A 19,620-nucleotide genomic window follows, 5' to 3' on the forward strand; every position below is an offset into this window, starting at 1 on the left:
TCCGTCCGCCCGGATCTCGCATTCGCGCACAACCGCTCTCCGAACACGCAAACCCCCTCTTGCTCAGCTGGACTCGCGCGCTTCACCCGGCGTCATTCCGTAGCGCTGCTTGAACGCCACCCCGAAACTTGTCGCCGACCGAAAGCCACACGCGAACGCAACGCTGCCGACCGTGGCTCCAGGCGCCAGGCGCAGCAACCCCATCGCCCGCCGCAGCCGCGCCTCCCGGATCAACCGACCGGGGCTCGTCCCCGCGCGCGCCAACGCCAGCTGCACCTGCCGCAACGACCACCCCACCGCCCGCGCGACCCCCGCCGGTGTGAGATCCGGGTCCGTCGCGTGCTCGGCCACATACACCCGAACCGCGTCCTCCAGCGCCGCCAGTGACCCGGTCCGGCCATCCGGCCGCACACACAACGGAACCAGCCCGGCGATCGACTCCACCGCTCGGACGAACTCCACCCGGTCGAGCGTCGAACGCTGGGCGCTGAGCGTCCGCACCATCGTGCGCACCACCGCCCCCAGCCCCCGGCTGCAGTCGACCACCCCCGCGGCCCGGCCCGCGCCCAGATTCAGCACCCACCCCCGCGCCCGACCCGCGTGCCGCAGGACCAGCGGCCGGCTCTTCCCGGCAACCACGCCCTGCCCCGGCCGCAACCGGACGTCCGTCCCGTCCTGATCGACCACGAGCTCACCGGCCCCCGCGAGCACGAGCACCAGCCCGCTGTCGTCGTCGGCCCGGATATCCGCGCGCGTCCGCGAGTACTCCACGGCGTCGGACCAGAACTCGACCAGCTGTTGCTCCCCCGCGCGCTGCACGACCGTGCCCCCGCGGAACCCCGCCGGCTCGGCGAACCGCACGTGCAACGCACCGTGGTTGTCCCGCACGTGCTCGACCCAGAACCCCGTCGGATCCTCCGGCGCGCCCGCGGCCGCGTCCGTCACCCGCACCTCGTACGACCCCACAGCCCCGCCCACCTCCGCCATCCCCGTCGACGCACTGGGCCCATGCTAAGCCGATCACGTCAAGCCCGGCGGTGGTCCGGCCGACCAAGACCACCGCCGGAGTTAACGGGATCACCCCTGGGCGAAGACCGCCAGCGGGTCGGTGTGCCGCGGCTGCCAGCCCAGCTCGCGCTGCGCCTTGGCCGGCGTCAGCTGCTGGTCGAGCGCGAACGCGTCGGCGATCGGGCCCATCGCCGCATGCGCCTGTTCCAGCGGGATCGACGTGGTCTTGCCGGCGAGGCCCGCGGCGTGGGCGCACGCCTCGGCGACCTGCTTGGCGGTCGGGTTGACGCCGCCGACCCCCACGTAGACCGAGCCGGCCGGCGCGGAGAGGGCGGCGACGTAGAGCGGGGCGAGGTCGTCGATGTGGACGAGCGCCCAGTGGTTCGCGCCGTCGCCGATGTAGGGAATGGCGCCGTTCTTCTTGCCGGGCTGGACGATGAAGACGTCGATCAGGCGGTTGTCGCCGCCGTAGAGCAGGCCGGGCTGCACGATGACGGGGCGCCCGCCGTGGGCCAGCACCGCGTCCTCCACCGGCTTGCGCCACGCGACCGCGGCGGGCGGGTTCCAGGGCGCGGTCTCGTCGGCCACGCCGTCGGTGTCGCCGTAGACCCAGGTGCCGCCGGTGTGCACGTAGGTGCCGGCGCCGACGCCGTCCTGCATCGCCGTGGCGGCGGCGAGGTCCTCGTCGCCCGATTCGGCCTGCGCCAGGTGGATCACGGCGTCGGCGCGGGCCGCGGAGTCCTTCAGCACGGCCAGATCGGTGAGACCGCCGCGGACCGCGGTGGCGCCGGCCGCCACCACGGTCGCCTCCGCGCGGTCGCTGCGGGCGAGCGCCTCCACGGTGTGCCCCTGCTTCACCAGCTCGGCGATCGTGGCCTGTCCGATGTAGCCGGATCCGCCGGTCAAGAAGACCCTCATGACAACTCCCTTTTGCTCACCCTGGATACAGAACAACTGTGCGTCGAGGCCGAGACATACGTCCAAGACCTCTTTCGTTCGTTGTGATACCTTCCGGATATCACCGCGCGGCGAGGTGCCGCACGAACCAGTCCCGCGCCGCCTGTGAAGCGACCTTGAAGCCCTCGCCCGTGTACGCGTCGAAATGGCCGCCCGGCAGGAAAACGATGTCCTTCGGTTCGGCCGCGCCGGAATAGGCGACGGCCGCGAGGTTGCCGCCCGTCAGCCCGTCTTCGCTGCCGACGATCATCAGCAGCGGCGTCGGCGTCACCTCCGGCAGGTACTTCGCCGGCTCGTAGCAATAGAAGTTGTCGAGGCTGCGCAGCGTGACCTCGTTGGGCCAGCTGGGATCCAGCTCCGCACGCGCGTGGGTGAACCACTCGTGCGAGTCGCGCGTCGGCAGCCCCACGAGCTGTCCGGGGTCGGTGCCGATGACCGGGATCGTCGCGGCGGCTTCCCCGCGAGCGCGGGCCCGGCGGTCGGCCGTGAACACGTCCGGTCCGACGACCTGGTTGTCGACCCGCGCGAGGTTCGCGTAGGTCGCGCGGCCGCTGACGAACGGCGCCTGCGTGACCACGGCCTTCACCCGCCGGTCCATCGCCGCGACGACATAGGCGTGCGCGCCCGAGAAACTGGTGCCCCACACCCCCACGCGACCGGGGTCCACATCGGACCGGTTCTGCGCGTGGGTGATCGCGTGCCGGTAGTCGCCGACCTGCACCCACGGGTCGATCTCGTGCCGGGGCTGTCCCGGCGCCGCCTCCGAATCACCCCAGCCGCGGTTGTCGTACAGCAGCACCGACAGGCCGCCGGCGGCGAAGACCTCGGCGAACCGGTCGAGGTACATCCGCTTGGTCGAGCTCCAGCCGTGGGCCATCACCACACACGGCGCGGGCCCGGCGACCCCCTCGGCCTCGTAGAACCAGCCGCGCAGCAACGCTCCTTCGGCATCGAACTCGATGTCGTGACGCATGGGTGTGCCTCCTCGAACACTGGTGGTACAGGGAAAGCCTTGATGTCTAACGGATCTGCTTGCCGACGAAAGCCGCGACGTCCTCGATCTCCCGGCCCCGGACGTCATGGCCCAGACCGGGGTAGACGTGGCTCTCGACGGTGGCGTGCCAAGCCAGCCACCGCTCCGTCCGGGCGAGCGCGGCGGCCGGAATGACACCGTCTTCCCTGCCCCGGCCCCAGAAGACGGGCGGCCGCGTGGTGCTCAAGAGCTCGTCACCGGGCTGCTCGTCTCGTACGACGAAACCCGCCAGGTTCACGCCGTACGCGAAGCGCGCGGGCGCCTGCCGCATGAGCTGGTGGACCATGGCGCCACCCTGGGAGAAGCCGAGCAGCCCGATCGACGGCGCGTCGAGCGTCTCCAGCCACGCCAGTACATCGAGCGTCGCCGCGTTGGCCACCCGCGGCTGAGGGTCGCCGATCGGGTTGCCCTGGCTGGGAAACCACGCGTACCCGCCGGCCTCCGGAATGCGCGCCCGCACCGACGCGACCACGACTTCCGCCGGCAGCAGCGGCGTGATCAGCCGGTGCAAGTGCGTCTCGTCGTAGCTCCAGCCGTGCAGCATCACCAGCAGCGGCCTCGACCCGCGCGCACTCTCCACTTCGGACCACAGCACCGCGGCGCGGTCCATCCCGGGTTCCCTGCTCATCTCGCTCCCGTCGTCGATCACCTCGACTGTGCGCCGGGCACGTGAGCCGCGTCCAAGACCTGTTCCGCGCTCTGTGATACCCAACGGGTACCACCGCAGGTCCGTGGGCTTGAAAATCCCCCGCCGGCGACGAACACTGAGTGGGTGAACTCAGAATCGCCGCGCGCGGGCCGGCCGCTCGGCTTCGACCGCCACGAAGCCCTGAACAGCCTGATGACCCTGTTCTGGCACGTGGGCTTCGACGGCGTCACCCAGCAGCAGATGGCCGCGGCGACGGGCTTGTCCACGTCGAGCCTGTACAACTCGTTCGGCACGAAGATCGAGATCTACCGCGAAGCCGTCGACGAGTACCTCGTGCTCATGCAGGCCGTCCTCGCGCCACTGCAGCAGGGCGAGCGTGGCACCGAAGACGTGCTCGAAGCGTTGTCCCGCCTGGAATCCGTGCTCGACGGCCCGAACGCGGGCTTCGGCTGCCTGGCCACCACGGCGATGTCCAAGCCGGTCGACGAGCACGTCGCCACCGCCACCCGGCGCTACCGCGAGCAGCTCCGCTCGGGGTTCCTTGCCGCCCTCGAACGCGGCCGTGAGCTGGGCGAATCCACCGCCGACCCGGCCGTGCTCGCGGATCTGCTCACCGCCACCGTGCTCGGCACGCTCACCATCGCACGCGCCGACGCCGACGGCCGCGAGCTGGCCGCCCAGCTGAAGTCGGTGCGCGCGTTCGTGGAGAGCCGGCGCGCCTGAGCTTCAGACGGCCAGTCGCGCGTGACGCAGCAAGGCTTCGACGGCCTGATCCACGTCGGCCTCGTCGCTCGCCCAGTCCGAAACCGAGATGCGCATGAGCCGCTCGCCGCGGTAGGTCGTGCCGGTGAAGAACGCCTTGCCCTCGGCGCGAACCCCGGCCATGACGGCGTCCGCGAGCCGGCCGTGGTCGCCGTCGGGCTCGAGCCAGCGCACGAGGACCTGGTTGGACACGACGTCGTTCACGATCTCGGCCTGACCACTCGCGCCGAGCTGGTCGGCGAAGCGGCGGGCCAGCCCGATCGTCCGCTCGACCAGGCCGGCGACGCCGTCGCGGCCGAGCGCCCGCAGCGTCGCGTAGACGCCGACCCCGCGGGCCCGCCGGGAAAAGTCGGGCCCCCAGTCCATCGGGTCGCGGCCGCCTTCACCCTGTTCGAGGTAGGCCGCCTGCACGCTCATGGCCGCCCGGTGCGCGGACGCGTTGGCGCAGATGGCGATTCCGCAGTCGTAGGAGACGTTGAGCAGCTTGTGCCCGTCGGTCGACCACGAGTCGAGGCGATCGAGGCCCGCGGTGCGCGCCGCCATGGCCGGCGCCGCGGCGGCCAGGAGCATCACTGCGCCGTCGACGTGGACCCACGTCGGGTTGCCGGCGGCACGGTGGGCCTCGGCGAGATCCGCCACGGCGGCGAAGTCGTCGAAGCTGCCGGTGTTCACGTTGCCGCATTCGACAACGATCATCGTCGGCCCGTGCACGGAGGCCAGCACCTTTTCCAGCGCGTCGGGGCGCATGTTGTCCTCGTCGTCGCACTCCACGGTGACCAGCGCCCGCTCACCTAGGCCGAGGAACCGCAGCGCGCGCAGCACGGTCGAGTGCGCCCCTGACTTCACCACGACCGTGATCCGCGGCGCGCCGGCGAGACCGTCGGCCTCGACGTTCCACCCGACGTCGCGCAGCACCTGGTGCCGGGCCGCCGCGAGGCAGGTGAACGTGGCCATCTGCCCGCCGGTGACGAACCCGACCGAGCTCTCGCCGGGCAGCCCCAGCAGGTCGACCAGCCACTCGGCCGCGAGTTCCTCGGCCACGGAGACACCCGGCGTCGACGGGTAGAGCGAAGCGTTCTGGTCCCACGCCGTGAGCAGCAGGTCCGCGCCGAGCGCCGCCGGGTGCAGGCCACCGACGACGTAACCGAAGTAGCGCCCGCTCGCCTGCGCGGCCACGTAGGGCTCGAGATCACGAGCGAGCTCGTCGACGACGCGCACCGCGTCGATCCCTCGCGCCGTCGGCGGGTGGTCGAGCGCCGCACGGATCGTCGCGTGGTCCGCGGTCGGGAACACGGGCCGGTCCGGCAACGAGCCGAGGTACTCCAGCGCGGCCGTGCTCGCCGCGTCGAGCACGGATTTCCAGTCTGACTCCTGCACGGTTCCTCCTGCGGTCGTCGGCACGTCGAGGACCGACAACGTCCACGCAGGACAGCCGGCGCCGCGATCTGAGTCGCCCGACTCAGATCGCGGCCATTCTGCGTTGGCGAACTCAGAACTGTCAAGGCCCTCCGGTCAGCGCTCTGGCGGTTTCAGCCACGCTCGGCCAGCGCCTTCAGCAGCGCTTCGGCGGCCTGCTCACCCGAGGCCGGGTTCTGGCCGGTGATCAGGTTGCCGTCGACGACCACGTACGGACCCCAGGCCGGGCCCGAGGAGTACTCGGCGCCGGCGCCACGCAGCCGCTCCTCCAGCAGCCACGGCGCGTTCTGCGCGAGGCCGACCTGCTGCTCCTCCTCGTCGGTGAACGCGGTGAGCTTGCGGCCCTTGAACAGCCAGGCGCCCTCGGAGTCGCCGGCGGAGAAGAAGCTCGCCGGGCCGTGGCACAGCGACGCGACGACCTTGGACTCGTCCGGCAGCAGCGCGGCCAGCACGCGGGCAACGTCGGCGTTCACGGCCAGGTCCTGCATCGGGCCGTGGCCGCCGGGGATCAGCACCCCGTCGAATTCGGCCGGGTCCACGTCCTCGAGCCGCGCCGGCGACTGCAGCAGCTCGCGGTGGGCTTCAAGGTACGCGCGCATCTCGTCGGCGCGGGCCGGGTCGTCGCCGTTGACCTTCGGGCTGAGGCTCATCTCGTCGGCCGGGGCGGGGCGCCCGCCCGGCGTCGCGATGGTCAGCTCCACGCCCGCCGCGGACAGGATGCGGTGCGGCACCACGAACTCCTCGGCCCAGAACCCGGTCGGGCGCTGGGTGCCGTCCTTCTGGCTCCACTTCGTGGCCGACGTGAGGATCACCAGCAGCTTGGTCATGTCTTCGTTCTCCCTGGGGATTTCCCGCCCCCCGAAGTGAGCGGCGGGCTTGATCACATGTCATAGGCTATTCCAAGATGCATGTCACGTAGCAATAATTTGAGCCTTCTTGTGACTTGCTTAACAACTTAGGTCATGACGCCACGGTCGGCTACACTCGACTCCGGAGGTGGCGGTTGTGAAGGTGACGCTGGGTCCCGCGCGCGCCGGTGACGAGTGTTTGAGCTCGAACCTGCTGGTCGGGTTCGTGAACACGCGCGTGCACGGCAAACAGGCCGAGGAGCAGCTGACCGACGGCGCCGCGGTCGCGAAGTGGTTCCAGGCCGTCGACGCGGGTGACTCCGCCGACGCGACCGACGCCGACGCGGCCACTGCCCGCGAACTGCGCGACGCGTTGCTGGGCATCCTGCGCGCGCACGTCGGCTGCGACGAGGGCGTGGCGATGGTGGCCGAATCCGAAGCCCACCTGCAGCGGGCCGCCCTGCGTTTCCCGGTGACCACGGTCGTCACGGCCCAGGGGTGCGAGCTGCACCCGACGGGCACCGGCGTCGACCGGTCGTTCTCGCACCTGCTCAGCGCCGTTGCCGACCTCGCCTCGCGGGGCGCGTGGCGGCGGGTGAAGGTGTGCAAGAACGACACGTGCTACACGGCGTTCTTCGACAAGACGCGCAACTCCTCGGCGCTGTACTGCAGCACGACGTGCAGCGGCCAGATGGCGACGCGCGCGTACCGCGAGCGAAAAAAGGAGTGCGCCGCTCGGTGATCAGCGGAACACAGCCGTCCACTCAGGAGTTGAGCGTGGCATGAGCCAACTCGTGGACCGCACGATCACCGCCCTGCGCACCGAGCACGACACGCTCGCCGCCCTCGTCCGCACCCTCACCGACGAGCAGCTGGCCACCACCAGCGGCGCTGCCGAATGGACCGTCGCGCAAGCCCTGTCCCACCTCGGCAGTGGCGCGGAAATCGGCCGCGCGCCGATCGCCCGGGCCGCCGGCGAGACCGTGGCGGCCGAAGACAACCCGACGATCTGGGCTCGCTGGGACGCGTCCGCGCCGCGCGCGCAGGCCGAAGGTTTCCTGGAGCACAACGCCCGCTGGCTCGAGACCGTCGAAGCCCTCACGCCGGAGCAGCGCTCGTCGCTGGCCGTCGATCTCGGATTCCTGCCCGAGCCGGTCTCCCTGCTGACCGCCCTGGGCATGCGCCTCAACGAGGTGGCCAACCACTCGTGGGACGTGCGCGTGGCCTTCGACCCCGACGCCGGCGTGGAAGCCGCCTCGGCCGAGGTGCTCGTCGACCTGCTGGCCGGCCCGGTCGGCTTCATGCTGAACTTCCTCGCGAAGCCGGCCGAGCTCGGGAAGCCGGGGTCCGTCGCCATCCCGGGTGCCGGCTTGGTGATCGACGAAGCCGTCACGGTGGTGGACCACCTCGAGTCGCCGTCAGCCACGTTCAACGGCCCGGCCGAAGCGTTCATCCGTCTGGTCAGCGGCCGCTTGAAGGCCCCGTACGACAACGGTGTGACCGTCGACGGCGCCCTCTCGCTCGACGACCTGCGCCGGGTGTTCCCCGGCTTCTGACGCGGGGTGTTCCCGACTGGGACGGAATGGACAGCGGGCTGACCGGTTTCGCTCACGGTCAGCCCGCTTTCTGTCATTCCGGCGATAACCTTCGCACGTGAGCGGTTCTGGGGTGTGCGGCGTGCCGCACGGGTTGTGCGAATTCGGACGGGCGCTGGCGCCGTTGCACCACTTCATGATCGGTTGAGGACAGTGGCTGTCGACGAACCACCGATGATCCGGGTCCTGCGGTCACGGCGCCGAGGCGTGGTTCGACACTTGAGCCCCGCCGCGATCACGTCCGCTCGGCGACTCTTCGCACCCCGTGCACTGTCCTCGGGATCCACGTCCACAGCGCCCCGGCCGCCGCGAAGCCGACCAGTCCACTGACGACGATCCCCAGCCCGAGCCCGGCCAGCGCGGTCACCCCCGCCAGCAGCAGCGGGCCGAGGCCGGAGCCGACGTCGGCCAGCTCGTTCCAGATGCCGATGTGCGTCGGGCGGCCGACGGTCGGCGAGACGTCGGCGCCGAGCGTCATCACGATGCCCGAGCCCAGGCCGTTGCCGAAACCCATCACCATGGCCACGAGGGCAAGCAGAACCGGCCCGTGCGTCAACGGCATGAGGACGAAGGAAGCACCGAGCACGAACGTGCAAGGGACCGCGACCCACCGGCGGCCGCGGCGGTCCATCACCTTGCCCGCCGGGTAGAAGACCAGCGCGTCGATCGCGCCGGCGAAACCGTAGATCACCGAGCTGACCGTGGGCGACAGGCCGAGGTGGGCCGCCCACAGGGGAACGACGGTCTGGCGCGTCTGCCGGATCCCCGACAGCAGCAGGATGCCGACGCCGAGCGTCGCGTACACCCGCCACTTCTGCTTGACCATCCCCCACGTCGTGATCGCCGCCGCGGCCGCGCGGTGCTCGTCGGTCGTCTCCAGATCCGGCACCTGGTACACGACGATCCCGGCGGCGAGCACCGCGACGAGGCTCAGGTAGTACGCGCCGGCCTGCCCCCAGACCAGCATCGCCGCGGCCCCGGCGAACGGACCCAGGAACAGCCCCACGCGCATCGTCCCGCCGAGCGTCGACAACGCCCGCGCCCTCATGTGCAGCGGCACCGCCTCGGTCAGGTACGACTGCCGCGCCAGGCCGTACACCGCGCTCGCGGCGCCGATCAGCAGCACTCCGGCGCCGTAGACCAGCAACGCGGACTGCCCAGAACCGATGTTGACCAGGCATAGCGCCAACCCGACGGCGGTGACCCCGGCCGCCACCAACATCGACTTCCGCTCACCGACCCGGGTCGCGAGGATGCCCGCCGGGATGTTCGTGATGAGCGAGCCGATCCCGAGCAACGCCCCGATCAACGCCGCCACCGACGTCGTGGCCCCGCGGTCGATCGCACTCAGCGCGACGACCGGCAACATCGAGCCCTCCGCCAGCCCGAACAACGCGGCGGGCCCGTACACCGCGACGGCCACCGACCGCAGCCGGAACTCCTCAGCCATGCCCGGCCACCACCGCGATCACCAGGTCGCGGTCAGGACCGTCCGCTCTCCGAGCGCAGGAGTGCCACAGAGCGAGGCGACTTGGTATTTCGGCGGCGAGAAGTCCTGTGCTCACGGGCCGATCTTCGCAACCCCGACCCACTCACCGGCTCGCTCGTGGCGAGTCCCACACCAGTCGCCGACCGTCTGGAGTACAACTCCCGCCGCAGAACTACACAATTCTCCTTCAACGGACTTTCCGGGACCCCCGGCACCGCCACGCCGACGAGGACGAGTGGAGCTACGTCGTCCGCGGCCGGATCGGCGCGATCTCCAACGGCACCGAGATCTACGCCAACGGAGGCCGAGTGGATCGTCAAACCCCGCGGCGAGTGGCACACCTTCCGGAACGACACCGACGAGCCCACCACCGCCGCGGTGATCGAACGCCACCAGCCCGTCTTCTGACAGGGCCGGTCAGAACTTGTCGACGTCCACAATGGCCTTGGCGAACGGCTGCGGGGCTTCCTGCGGAACGTTGTGGCCGATCCCGGTGAACGTGCGGTGCTCGTACTTGCCCGTGAACTTGTCGCGATAGGCCTTGCCGTCGGCCGCGGCGGCGTCGAAGTCGCTGCCGATCGTGATCGTCGGAACGCCGATCTTCGGTGAAGCCTGAAGTTTCTGTTCGTAGACGTCGTACTGCGGTTCGCCCGGGGCGAGGCTTTGGCGCCAGCGGTAGTTGTGCACGACGATGGCCACGTGGTCGGGGTTGTCGAACGACTGCGCCGTGCGGTTGTAGGTCGCGTCGTCGAAGTGCCACTTCGGAGAGACGTTCTTCCAGATCAGTTTGTTGAAGTCGTGCCGGTACTTGGCGTAGCCCAGCTCGCCGCGATCCGTGGCGAGGTAGAACTGGTACCACCAGCCGTATTCGGCCAGTGGGGCCAGCGGCTCCTTGTTGGCCGCCAGGTTGTTGATGCCGTAGCCGCTCACCGCGACCATCGCCTTGACGCGCTCCGGCCACAGCGCCGCGATGACGTCCGCGGTGCGCACCCCCCAGTCGTAGCCGCCGAGGATCACCTTGTCGAGGTGCAGGGCGTCCATCATGGCCACGATGTCGAGCGCGACCGCCGCCTGCTGTCCATTGCGGACGGTGTCCTTCGACAGGAACGTCGTCGGGCCGTAGCCGCGCAAGAACGGTGCGAAGACGTGGTAGCCGGCCGCGGCGAGCAGCGGGCCGACGTCGACGTAACTGTGCGGGTCGTACGGCCAGCCGTGGAGCAGGACCACCGGCTTGCCGGTGGCAGGGCCCCACTCGGCGTACCCGACGTCGAGCAGCCCGGCCTTGACCTGTTTGATCGGGCTGAGCGAGGTGTTCTTGCCGGAGCCCGCCCTGAGGTCGTCGCCGGGTGCGGCGGCCGGCGCGCTCTGTCCGGTGGAACACGCGGCCAGCGACGCGGCCGCCGCCGTCGCGGCGAAGGCCTGGCCGAACTGCCTCCGGTTGATCATCGGAACTCCTTGGTGGATCGTGCTTTTTCGTTGACTCGGCAAACCTATGTGGACAGTGATCTTCGGCGCGAGCGTCAGGTGACGCTGTCGGTGTACGTCACCCCTGAGGTCGGCGGTTTTCGTGCGCGACAAGGGTTCCGTGGACGGTGATCGTCTCCCCGTGCCGCACGAACCGGATGTCCGGAAGCCGGCGCCGAAGCCAGTCGAGGACGAAGTAGTTGGCGCCGAGCACATCGCACCGCACCCGCGTCGAACCGCCGTCGGAAAGCGCGTTCGCCATCTCCCGCAGGAGTTTCCGGCCGATGCCCTGGAACTGGTAGTCCTCGGCGACGACGATGCCGATGTCCACACCGTCACCGTCGTGGTCGGTCGCCATCAGGTGCCCGACCACGGTCTCGCCGTCGAGAGCGAGGAGGACGACTTGGCCGGGCGCGACCGTGGTCAGCGTCGTGAGCAGAGCCGGCGAGATGTGCCGGATGCCGGAGAAGAACCGGTGGTACCGGCTGGCGAGCGAGAGTCCGATGAGGAATCTTCCGACCGGTTCACCGTCGTCGGCACCGGGTTGGCGCACGACGATCCGCGCCGCGAGGTCGGCTTCAGGCGCCATGGAACCTCACAGCGTCGGCACCGGAAGCCCCAGCGCCTCGGCCGATTCCGCTCGCATCTCGACCTTGCGGATCTTGCCGGTCACGGTCGTGGGGAACTGCTCCACCAGACGCACGTACCGCGGGATCTTGTAGTGCGCCAGCTTTCCCGTCGCGAAGGCGCGGATCGCCTCGGCGTCGAGCGGAGCCGCGCCGGCCCGCACCCTGATGCAGGCGCACAGCTCCTCGCCGAACCGGTCGTCGGGCACCCCGACCACCTGCACGTCCTCGATGTCCGGATGCGTGTAGAGAAACTCCTCGATCTCCCGCGGGTACACGTTCTCCCCGCCCCGGATAACCATGTCCTTGATCCGGCCGACGATCAGCGCGTAACCGTCCTCGCGCATCACGGCGAGGTCACCGGTGTGCATCCAGCCGTCGGCGTCGAGCGCGTCCGCCGTGCGCTCCGGGTCGTTCCAGTACCCGATCATCACCGAATAGCCGCGCGTGCAGAACTCGCCCGGCGTCCCGCGTTTCACGGTCTCGCCGGTCTCAGGGTCGACGATCTTGATCTCGACGTGCGGGTGCACACGCCCGATCGTCGCGGTGCGCCGGTCGAGGTCGTCGTCGGCGAGCGTCTGGCAGGAGACCGGCGAAGTCTCCGTCATCCCGTACGCGATGGACACTTCCGCCAGGTGCATCTCGGTGACACAGCGCTTCATCACCTCGACGGGACACGGCGCGCCGGCCATGATCCCCGTGCGCAGCGTGCTCAGGTCGTACTCCGCGAACGCGGGCAGTGCCTGCATGCCGATGAACATCGTGGGCACGCCGTACACCGCCGTGCAGCGTTCGTCCTGAATGGACCGCAGCGTGGTCGCCGGGTCGAACGCCGGGCCCGGGATGATCATCGTGGCGCCGTGCGTGGTGCAGCCGAGGTTGGCCATCACCATGCCGAAGCAGTGGTAGAACGGCACCGGGATCGCCAGCCGGTCGACGTGGGTGAAGCCGATCGTCTCGGTGACGAAGAAGCCGTTGTTCAGGATGTTGCGATGACTCAGCGTGGCGCCCTTGGGAAAGCCCGTGGTGCCCGACGTGTACTGGATGTTGATCGGGTCTTGCGGGCTGAGCGAGGCCAGGCGTCCGGCGAGGTCTTCCTCACCCGTCGCGCAGTCGAGCAGCTGCTGCCAGTCGTCGGTGTCGAGGTACACGACGGTGCGCAGCGCGGTGCCGGCGCGGACTTCGTCGATCATGGCCCCGTAGTCGCTGGTCTTGAACGTGCTCGCCGAGATCAGCAGCGTGACGCCGGACTGTTCGAGCGCGTACGCCAGCTCGTGTGTGCGATACGCCGGGTTGATGTTGACCAGGATCGCGCCGATCTTCGCGGTGGCGTACTGCGTGATCGTCCACTCGGCACAGTTCGGCGCCCAGATGCCGACGCGGTCGCCCTTTTCGACCCCGACGGCCATCAACGCCCGCGCGAGCGCGTCGACGTCCGCGTTGAGCTCGGCGTAGGTCCAGCGCCGTCCGGTCGCGAACTCGACGAGGCCCTCACGGTCACCGTGTGCGGCGACGGTGCGTTCGAAGTTCGCGCCGATCGTCTCTTCGAGCAGGGCCGGGCTGTCGGCGCCGCGGGCGTAGGAGAGCATGATCCACTCCGATCACTTGAGTTCGGCGGACGACTTGCCGAGCAGCCGGCGCGCCACGATGAGCTGCTGGATCTGTTGCGTGCCTTCGAAGATGTCCATGATCTTCGCGTCGCGCGCCCACTTCTCCAGCAGGGAGCCCTCCGAATAGCCGAGGCTGCCGGCGAGCGCGACACAGCCCAGCGCGATGTCCGTGGCGCTGCGGCCGGCTTTCGCCTTGGCCATCGACGCGTGCATCGAGTTCGGCCGGGCGTTGTCCGCCAGCCACGCCGCTTCCAGGGTGAGCAGGTAGGCCGCCTCGTAGTCGGCCTCCAGGTCCACGAACGTCGCGACGGCCGCGGGTTGCCGCGGGCCGGCACGGTCGTAGTCGATGGTCAGGCCGGCCTCGGCGAGCAGCGTGCGCGTCTCGTCCAGCGCGGCCCGGGCCACGCCGACGGCCATCGCCGCGACCAGCGGACGGGTGTTGTCGAAGGTCTGCATCACCCCGGCGAAGCTGCGTTCGACGTCGATCTCCGGGTCGCCGAGCAGGTTTTCGCGCGGCACCCGCACGTTGTCCAGGCGCAGGTGCGCGGTGTCGGAGGCGCGGATGCCGAGCTTGTGCTCCAGCCGCACGAGCTCGAACCCCGGCGTCCCCTTCTCCACCACGAACGACTTGATCGCCGCCCGGCCCAGCGCGCGGTCGAGCGTCGCCCACACCACGACGACGTCGGCGCGCTCGCCGGAGGTCACGAAGATCTTCTCGCCGTTGAGCACGTAGTCGTCGCCGTCGAGCACTGCCGTGGTGCGGATGGCGGCCGAGTCCGAACCGGTGTCCGGCTCGGTGATGGCCATGGCCGCCCACTTGCCCGCGAACCGCTTCGCCTGCTCGCCCTTCGCGACCGAGGCGATGGCGGCGTTGCCGAGGCCCAAGCGAGGCAGGGACAACAGCATTCCCGCGTCACCCCAGCACAGCTCCATGATACCGAGCACGCTGGCGAGGTTGCGTCCATTCCGGACTTCCCCGGTGGTCACCTGCCCGCCACCCGCCGCGTTCAGGCCGTCGGCGAGGGGCGCCAGCGCGTCGAGCTCCGGCGGACGCGTGTGTTCGGCCCGGTCGTTGCGGCGGGAACCCGGCCGGAGCAGCTTCTCCGCGGTGAGATGGGCTTGGTCGACCACTGTGGACAGTCGGGCCGGCACTTCGAGGTGGATCACTGGCTTGCTCCTTGCGTACCGGTTCAGACGAGCACGACACCGCTGGCGACGCCGACCGCGCGCAGGTCGCGGTACCAGCGTTCGACGGGGTGTTCCTTGACGTAGCCGTGCCCGCCGAGCAGCTGAACTCCGTCGCTGCCGATGCGCATGCCCTTGGCCGCGCACAGCCGGCGGGCGAGCTCCGTCTCACGAGCGAACGGCAGACCGGCGTCGGCGCGAGCGGCCGCACGGTAGGTGGCCAGCCGCATGCCTTCGAGCTCGATGGCGACGTCGGCGACCTTGAACGCGACACCCTGGCGGTGGCTCACCGGCTCCCCGAAGGCGACGCGCTCGTTGACGTACGGGATCACGTAGTCGAGCACGGCCTGCGCGGTGCCGACCGCGAGCCCGCACCAGGCCAGGCGCGACAGCCGCACGCACTCCGCGTAGGCGGCCGGGTCGGCGTCGCCCAGCAGGGCCGTTTCGGGCACGTGCACCGTCGCCAGATCCAGCCGACCCGTGCCGGCCGCGCGCAGTCCCATCGCGGGCTCGGGCTCGACGTTCGTCCCCGGCGCATTCGCCTCGACCACGAACAGCGCGGGGCCGTGGCCGTCCAGCTCGGCCGCGACCACGAACAACTCGGCCTGCACGGCCCGCGGCACCAGCGACTTGGCGCCGTCGAGGACGAACCCGCCCGGCGTACGGCGGGCCACCGTGCGCAGCTCGAACGGGTCGAACACGGCGCGCGGCTCGAGGATGGCGAGAGCCGCCGCCGGCACGGTGTCGCCGACGAACGCGGGCAGGTACGCGGCCTGCGCCTCGCCACTCCCCCACAGCACGAGCGCCGTGCTGACCGCGGAGGACGCGAGGCACGCCACGGCCAGCCCCATGTCGCCGGCGGCCAGGGCCTCGGTGACCAGGGTCGCCGTGACCGCGGACCGCGCGGTGGCGACCCCGCCGAGCTCCTCGGGCACGCCGAGCAGACTGAGACCGAGCTCGGCGGACTTGGTGACCAGGTCGTCCGGCGCCGCGCACGCCGCGTCGGCTTCACCCGCCCGCGCGCGCAGGTGCTCGGCGGCGAACTCGGCCACGGTGTCGCGGATCAGCCGCTGGTCCTCGCTCGGGGTGAAGTCGAGCAGGTCGGGCGGGGTGTCGAGCCCGGGCCGGCGGGGTTCACTGCTGGCCATGACAAATCTCCTGACGTGCTGAAACGGGCTTGGGCCCGAGGGAAAGAGTGAGGTCGGGCTCCGGCAAGGCGGTGGTGCTCAGGCCTTCTTGGCGCGAGCCCCGGCGCGACGACGAGCGGGGGCGGGAGCCTGGCCGAGGCCAGCGATCAACGCGTCGAGCCCGAGGCGCCAGCGGCGGTCCACCGACTGCTTCGAGCCGCCCAGCCGGTGCGCGCTCTCGGCGGCCGCGATGCCCTGGACATAGGCGAAGAACACGTGCGCGATGTCCGTCGGGTCCGCGGCGAACAGGCCAGCGTCGACGGCGGTGCGGATGTGGTGCACGAAGATCTTGCGCACCTTGACGCCGGCCCTGTCCTCGTCCTGCGTGGGGTCGAAGTCGGTGAACGGGCGCGAGAACATGATCTCGGCCAGCACCGGGTTCGCGACCACGAAGTGGCGGAAGGCCTCGGCGAGGTGCCGCAGGGCGCCCAGCGGGTCGTCGGTGGCCGGCAGCGCCGCCAGGTCGTCGCCCAGCAGGCGGAAGCCCTCGAAGAAGACCTCGCGGATGAGACCCGCCTTGTCGCCGAACACCTCGTAGATGGCCGGGACCGAAGCTTCGGCCCGGCGGGCGACCGTGCGCGTGGTCAGCCCCGCCACGCCCTCCTCGGCGAGCACCGCGAGCGCACTGGCCAGCCCGCGCTCGCGCAGCGCTTCGGTGCGTTGCTTCACCCGGGGCACAGCGCGATCGTAACACTCTGACTCCCTGGTGTGAACCGACGTTACGGAACGGCGATACGGAACAACGTTACGCTTGCCGCCACTATGCATCGACCCGCGCCTCGCCGCTACCCTTGAATGGGGGTAACCGCATTGTCGGCCTCCGGTGGCTCTGCCACGATCGCGATCATTCCCCTTGTCTGCCAACGAAAAATGCCGAGGAGAGCGTTGTACGTCACCTGGACAGCCCGGTTAGCGAGCGCTAACATCGACCGTGTTAACGACCGCTAACAACGGGTCGCGACGAGCAGGTGTGCGCCGGTCAGGCGCGGCTCGTGACCGAAGCGACGAGAGTGCCGCACACACGATCACCGCCCCGGGGAATCGCCGGGTTCAGCGGTCCGCCTCGGCCACCAGGTGACGCCGAACGAACAACTGTCCTTTGGACTCGAGGGAGTCATCGTGATCGACAACAGGCTCAGCGAGGAATACGAAGAACTGCGCAAGACGGTCGCCGCGTTCGCGCGCGACGAGGTCGCGCCGGTGATCGGCGAGTTCTACATGCGCGAAGAGTTCCCCTACGAGATCGTGGCGAAGATGGGCGAAATGGGCCTGTTCGGCCTGCCCTTCGACGAGGCGTACGGCGGCATGGGCGGCGATTACTTCGCGATGTGCCTGGCCGTGGAGGAACTGGCCCGGATCGACTCATCGGTCGCGGTCACGCTGGAAGCCGGCGTGTCCTTGGGCGCCATGCCGATCTACCGGTTCGGCACCGAGGAACAGAAGCAGGAATGGCTGCCTCAGCTGTGCACCGGGCAGATGCTCGGCGCGTTCGGCCTCACCGAGCCGGGCGCCGGTTCCGACGCCGGCGGCGCGCGGACCACTGCCGTCCGCAAGGGTGAGGACTGGGTGATCAACGGCTCGAAGGCCTACATCACCAACTCCGGCACGGACATCACCGGGGTGATCACCGTCGCCGCGGTGACCGGCACGGACGACAAGGGCGCCAAGGAGATCTCGACGATCATGGTGCCGTCGGGCACGCCCGGCCTGAGCGTGTCCAAGCCCTACTCGAAGGTCGGCTGGGCCGCCTCCGACACGCGTGAGCTCGGGTTCGACGACGTCCACGTGCCCGCCGCGAACCTGCTCGGCGACCTCGGCCGCGGCTACGCGCAGTTCCTCTCCATCCTCACCGAGGGCCGGGTCGCGGTGTCCGCGCTGGCCACGGGGCTCGCGCAGGGCTGCGTCGACGAGTGCGTGCGCTACGCCAACGAGCGCGAGACCTTCGGCCGACCCATCGGCAAGTACCAGGCGATCCAGTTCAAGATCGCCGAGATGGAGGCCCGCACGCACACCGCGCGGCTGGCCTACTACGCGGCTGCCGCGAAGATGCTGCGCGGCGAGCCGTTCAAGCGCGAGGCCGCCATCTCCAAGCTCATCTCTTCCAACGCGGCGATGGACAACGCCCGCGACGCCACGCAGATCTTCGGCGGTATGGGGTTCATCAACGAAGCCCCGGTCGCCCGGTACTACCGCGACGCCAAGATCCTCGAGGTCGGCGAAGGCACGAGCGAGGTGCAGAAGATGCTCATCGCCCGCGAACTCGGGCTCTGACGCTTCGCTCGAATGGCGGGGCCCCGGGGTGCGCCCGGGGCCCCAGCGAAGAAGGTATGACGACCAACAGTAGGTCATCCTAGTAAATCGGAGGTACGATCCCGCCATGGAAGGCACTCGGACATACAGCTGGGTGGACCCCCAGGAGATGGCCAAACTCAGCCGCGAGATGGACGGGCTCGAGTTCAGCCGGCACCTGCTCGACGCCGGTGAGGCCGGGATCATGCCGATCGCCGCGACACTGGGCTTCCGGCTCGCCGAGATCGAGTCCGGCCACGCCGTGCTCGTAGGCGAGGTCGGCGAGCACCTCTACAACCCGATCGGCATCGTCCACGGCGGGGTCGCCGCGACGCTGCTCGACAGCGCCGCCGGCTACGCCGTGCAGACGACGGTGCCGGTTGGGAGCACCTACACCACATTGGACCTTTCGGTGCACTACCTGCGGCCGCTCACCGCGGACATCGGCACGCTCCGCGCGACCGGCAACGTGATCAACCGCGGCCGGCGGACCGCGCTGGCGCACGCCGAGATCCGCGACGCGAAGGATCGGCTGCTCGCGCACGCGACGAGCTCGTGCATGGTGTTCACCACCGAAGCGTGACGGTGACGAAGCGGACATGAACGGACCCGACCTGCGCTCCCGTCGTCCACTGTGGCCCACCCCGCCGGCCACAGTGGACGACGGGAGCGCGATCCGGCGCATCATCGACGACCTGCTGCCCGAGCGGCTGGAGCGGCTGCGGAAGGTGACCGGCCTGCCGATCGCCCTCGGTGGCACCACCCGCCGTGGCACCGGCGGCCTGCACCTGGTGCTCGACCGTCTGATGGGCAACTCCGGCGATGCGTTGCGGGGGCTCGTCGTGCAGCCTGGGAAAGGACTCGGCGGGTGCGTGCTGCACAGCCGGACCCCGTTCCGGGTCAACGACTACGCGTCCACGATGGCGATCACCCACGAGTACGACGTCGTGGTGCGTCAGGAGGGATTGACGTCGGTCTTCGCCGTGCCCGTGCTGGTCCGGGGTGAGGTGCGCGGGGTTCTGTACGGCGCGGTGCGGGAAGGCAACCCGATCGGCGACCGGACTGTGCGCAGTGCCGTGGTGGTCGCCGAACAGCTGCAGTCCGATGTGGAGGGACAGCTGCGGCGCGATCCCGGCCATGCGGCCGTCCGCTCGCGGGGTGCGCTCGCCGAGCTCGCCGAGCTCATCCGCGACACGAGCGATCCGCAGCTGCGCGCGCGACTGGAGCGGATCCAGGCGGACCTCACGAGTGAACCGGCGCGGGCCGAGATCGCGGCGTCTGCGTCGCTCGCGCCCCGGGAGATCGACGTCCTGCGGCTGGCGGAGGTGGGGGCCAGCAACCTGGAGATCGCCGCCCGGCTGGGGTTGAGCCTGGAGACCGTCAAGGCTTACCTCCGATCGGCGATGCGCAAGCTGGAAGTCCACAACAGAACAGCGGCCGCTCATCAGGCGCGGCTGAACGGTCTGTTGTGAGGGACGGGGCCACGACTGCCGTGGCCCCGT

General features: G+C 70.1%; 19 protein-coding genes. 6 read left to right on the plus strand and 13 right to left on the minus strand.

Annotation, left to right across the window (positions count from 1 at the left end):
- Nucleotides 1-63: 63 nt before the first annotated feature.
- From ABZU76_RS39790 to ABZU76_RS39805, 4 genes are all read right to left on the minus strand, one after another.
- Complete coding sequence (locus tag ABZU76_RS39790) at nucleotides 64-966, minus strand: AraC family transcriptional regulator (RefSeq protein WP_354879839.1); 903 nt, start codon at nucleotides 964-966, stop codon at nucleotides 64-66.
- A gap of 111 nt (nucleotides 967-1,077) precedes the next feature.
- Nucleotides 1,078-1,926 (minus strand): NAD-dependent epimerase/dehydratase family protein, encoded by an 849-nt coding sequence (locus ABZU76_RS39795; RefSeq protein ID WP_354879842.1) that lies wholly within the window; start codon nucleotides 1,924-1,926, stop codon nucleotides 1,078-1,080.
- 100 nt (nucleotides 1,927-2,026) lie between these two features.
- The gene (locus ABZU76_RS39800) at nucleotides 2,027-2,938 is read right to left on the minus strand and encodes an alpha/beta fold hydrolase (protein WP_354879845.1); all 912 of its coding nucleotides are present in this window, start codon (nucleotides 2,936-2,938) and stop codon (nucleotides 2,027-2,029) included.
- 46 nt (nucleotides 2,939-2,984) lie between these two features.
- The gene (locus tag ABZU76_RS39805) at nucleotides 2,985-3,626 is read right to left on the minus strand and encodes a dienelactone hydrolase family protein (protein WP_354879848.1); all 642 of its coding nucleotides are present in this window, start codon (nucleotides 3,624-3,626) and stop codon (nucleotides 2,985-2,987) included.
- Nucleotides 3,627-3,770: 144 nt separating this feature from the next.
- Here ABZU76_RS39805 and ABZU76_RS39810 point away from each other — a divergent pair, with 144 nt between their 5' ends.
- Entirely contained in the window at nucleotides 3,771-4,370 is a 600-nt protein-coding gene (locus tag ABZU76_RS39810; protein WP_354879851.1) for a TetR/AcrR family transcriptional regulator, read from the plus strand.
- 3 nt (nucleotides 4,371-4,373) lie between these two features.
- Here ABZU76_RS39810 and ABZU76_RS39815 read toward each other — a convergent pair whose 3' ends face one another.
- Together ABZU76_RS39815 and ABZU76_RS39820 are read right to left on the minus strand one after the other, a co-directional pair.
- Nucleotides 4,374-5,786, minus strand: coding sequence for a pyridoxal-dependent decarboxylase (locus ABZU76_RS39815; RefSeq protein ID WP_354879854.1), 1,413 nt, complete (start codon nucleotides 5,784-5,786; stop codon nucleotides 4,374-4,376).
- A 152-nt stretch (nucleotides 5,787-5,938) separates the two neighbouring features.
- Entirely contained in the window at nucleotides 5,939-6,652 is a 714-nt protein-coding gene (locus tag ABZU76_RS39820) for a type 1 glutamine amidotransferase domain-containing protein (RefSeq protein WP_354879857.1), read from the minus strand.
- A gap of 178 nt (nucleotides 6,653-6,830) precedes the next feature.
- Between ABZU76_RS39820 and ABZU76_RS39825 the strand changes: the two genes are divergently transcribed.
- Nucleotides 6,831-7,415, plus strand: a complete 585-nt coding sequence (locus ABZU76_RS39825) for a CGNR zinc finger domain-containing protein (RefSeq protein WP_354879860.1) — start codon at nucleotides 6,831-6,833, stop codon at nucleotides 7,413-7,415.
- A gap of 40 nt (nucleotides 7,416-7,455) precedes the next feature.
- Nucleotides 7,456-8,229, plus strand: coding sequence for a maleylpyruvate isomerase family mycothiol-dependent enzyme (locus ABZU76_RS39830; protein WP_354879863.1), 774 nt, complete (start codon nucleotides 7,456-7,458; stop codon nucleotides 8,227-8,229).
- Nucleotides 8,230-8,503: 274 nt separating this feature from the next.
- Here ABZU76_RS39830 and ABZU76_RS39835 read toward each other — a convergent pair whose 3' ends face one another.
- From ABZU76_RS39835 to ABZU76_RS39865, 7 genes are all read right to left on the minus strand, one after another.
- Nucleotides 8,504-9,718: an MFS transporter gene (locus ABZU76_RS39835; protein WP_354879866.1), complete on the minus strand. Its 1,215-nt coding sequence runs from the start codon at nucleotides 9,716-9,718 to the stop codon at nucleotides 8,504-8,506.
- 456 nt (nucleotides 9,719-10,174) lie between these two features.
- The gene (locus tag ABZU76_RS39840; RefSeq protein WP_354879869.1) at nucleotides 10,175-11,203 is read right to left on the minus strand and encodes an alpha/beta hydrolase; all 1,029 of its coding nucleotides are present in this window, start codon (nucleotides 11,201-11,203) and stop codon (nucleotides 10,175-10,177) included.
- A gap of 97 nt (nucleotides 11,204-11,300) precedes the next feature.
- A complete protein-coding gene (locus ABZU76_RS39845) occupies nucleotides 11,301-11,810 on the minus strand; it encodes a GNAT family N-acetyltransferase (protein WP_354879872.1) in 510 nt (169 codons plus the stop codon).
- Between the two features lie 6 nt (nucleotides 11,811-11,816).
- Nucleotides 11,817-13,436 (minus strand): AMP-binding protein, encoded by a 1,620-nt coding sequence (locus ABZU76_RS39850; protein ID WP_354879875.1) that lies wholly within the window; start codon nucleotides 13,434-13,436, stop codon nucleotides 11,817-11,819.
- 12 nt (nucleotides 13,437-13,448) lie between these two features.
- Complete coding sequence (locus ABZU76_RS39855; RefSeq protein WP_354879878.1) at nucleotides 13,449-14,624, minus strand: acyl-CoA dehydrogenase family protein; 1,176 nt, start codon at nucleotides 14,622-14,624, stop codon at nucleotides 13,449-13,451.
- A gap of 23 nt (nucleotides 14,625-14,647) precedes the next feature.
- A complete protein-coding gene (locus tag ABZU76_RS39860) occupies nucleotides 14,648-15,790 on the minus strand; it encodes an acyl-CoA dehydrogenase family protein (RefSeq protein ID WP_354879881.1) in 1,143 nt (380 codons plus the stop codon).
- Nucleotides 15,791-15,868: 78 nt separating this feature from the next.
- Complete coding sequence (locus ABZU76_RS39865) at nucleotides 15,869-16,507, minus strand: TetR/AcrR family transcriptional regulator (RefSeq protein ID WP_354879884.1); 639 nt, start codon at nucleotides 16,505-16,507, stop codon at nucleotides 15,869-15,871.
- A gap of 441 nt (nucleotides 16,508-16,948) precedes the next feature.
- Between ABZU76_RS39865 and ABZU76_RS39870 the strand changes: the two genes are divergently transcribed.
- The 3 genes from ABZU76_RS39870 (at nucleotide 16,949) to ABZU76_RS39880 (ending at nucleotide 19,590) form a co-directional block, all read left to right on the plus strand.
- The gene (locus ABZU76_RS39870) at nucleotides 16,949-18,100 is read left to right on the plus strand and encodes an acyl-CoA dehydrogenase family protein (RefSeq protein ID WP_354879887.1); all 1,152 of its coding nucleotides are present in this window, start codon (nucleotides 16,949-16,951) and stop codon (nucleotides 18,098-18,100) included.
- A gap of 106 nt (nucleotides 18,101-18,206) precedes the next feature.
- Nucleotides 18,207-18,701 carry a PaaI family thioesterase gene (locus ABZU76_RS39875; RefSeq protein WP_354879890.1) on the plus strand — a complete coding sequence of 165 codons (495 nt, stop codon included), beginning with the start codon at nucleotides 18,207-18,209 and terminating at the stop codon, nucleotides 18,699-18,701.
- Between the two features lie 16 nt (nucleotides 18,702-18,717).
- A complete protein-coding gene (locus ABZU76_RS39880; protein WP_354879893.1) occupies nucleotides 18,718-19,590 on the plus strand; it encodes a LuxR C-terminal-related transcriptional regulator in 873 nt (290 codons plus the stop codon).
- The last annotated feature ends 30 nt before the right edge of the window (nucleotides 19,591-19,620 follow it).

It is taken from the genome of Amycolatopsis sp. NPDC005232 (assembly GCF_040607795.1).
In the GTDB taxonomy this organism is placed as follows: Bacteria; Actinomycetota; Actinomycetes; order Mycobacteriales; family Pseudonocardiaceae; genus Amycolatopsis.

Excerpts from the sequence above, each read along its gene's own strand:
- ABZU76_RS39795 (WP_354879842.1), bottom strand. The coding sequence starts at position 1,926 with ATGAGGGTCTTCTTGACCGGCGGATCCGGCTACATCGGACAGGCCACG.
- ABZU76_RS39800 (WP_354879845.1), bottom strand. The coding sequence starts at position 2,938 with ATGCGTCACGACATCGAGTTCGATGCCGAAGGAGCGTTGCTGCGCGGC.
- ABZU76_RS39805 (WP_354879848.1), bottom strand. The coding sequence starts at position 3,626 with ATGAGCAGGGAACCCGGGATGGACCGCGCCGCGGTGCTGTGGTCCGAA.
- ABZU76_RS39820 (WP_354879857.1), bottom strand. The coding sequence starts at position 6,652 with ATGACCAAGCTGCTGGTGATCCTCACGTCGGCCACGAAGTGGAGCCAG.
- ABZU76_RS39830 (WP_354879863.1), top strand. The coding sequence starts at position 7,456 with ATGAGCCAACTCGTGGACCGCACGATCACCGCCCTGCGCACCGAGCAC.
- ABZU76_RS39835 (WP_354879866.1), bottom strand. The coding sequence starts at position 9,718 with ATGGCTGAGGAGTTCCGGCTGCGGTCGGTGGCCGTCGCGGTGTACGGG.
- ABZU76_RS39840 (WP_354879869.1), bottom strand. The coding sequence starts at position 11,203 with ATGATCAACCGGAGGCAGTTCGGCCAGGCCTTCGCCGCGACGGCGGCG.
- ABZU76_RS39845 (WP_354879872.1), bottom strand. The coding sequence starts at position 11,810 with ATGGCGCCTGAAGCCGACCTCGCGGCGCGGATCGTCGTGCGCCAACCC.
- ABZU76_RS39850 (WP_354879875.1), bottom strand. The coding sequence starts at position 13,436 with ATGCTCTCCTACGCCCGCGGCGCCGACAGCCCGGCCCTGCTCGAAGAG.
- ABZU76_RS39860 (WP_354879881.1), bottom strand. The coding sequence starts at position 15,790 with ATGGCCAGCAGTGAACCCCGCCGGCCCGGGCTCGACACCCCGCCCGAC.
- ABZU76_RS39875 (WP_354879890.1), top strand. The coding sequence starts at position 18,207 with ATGGAAGGCACTCGGACATACAGCTGGGTGGACCCCCAGGAGATGGCC.
- ABZU76_RS39880 (WP_354879893.1), top strand. The coding sequence starts at position 18,718 with ATGAACGGACCCGACCTGCGCTCCCGTCGTCCACTGTGGCCCACCCCG.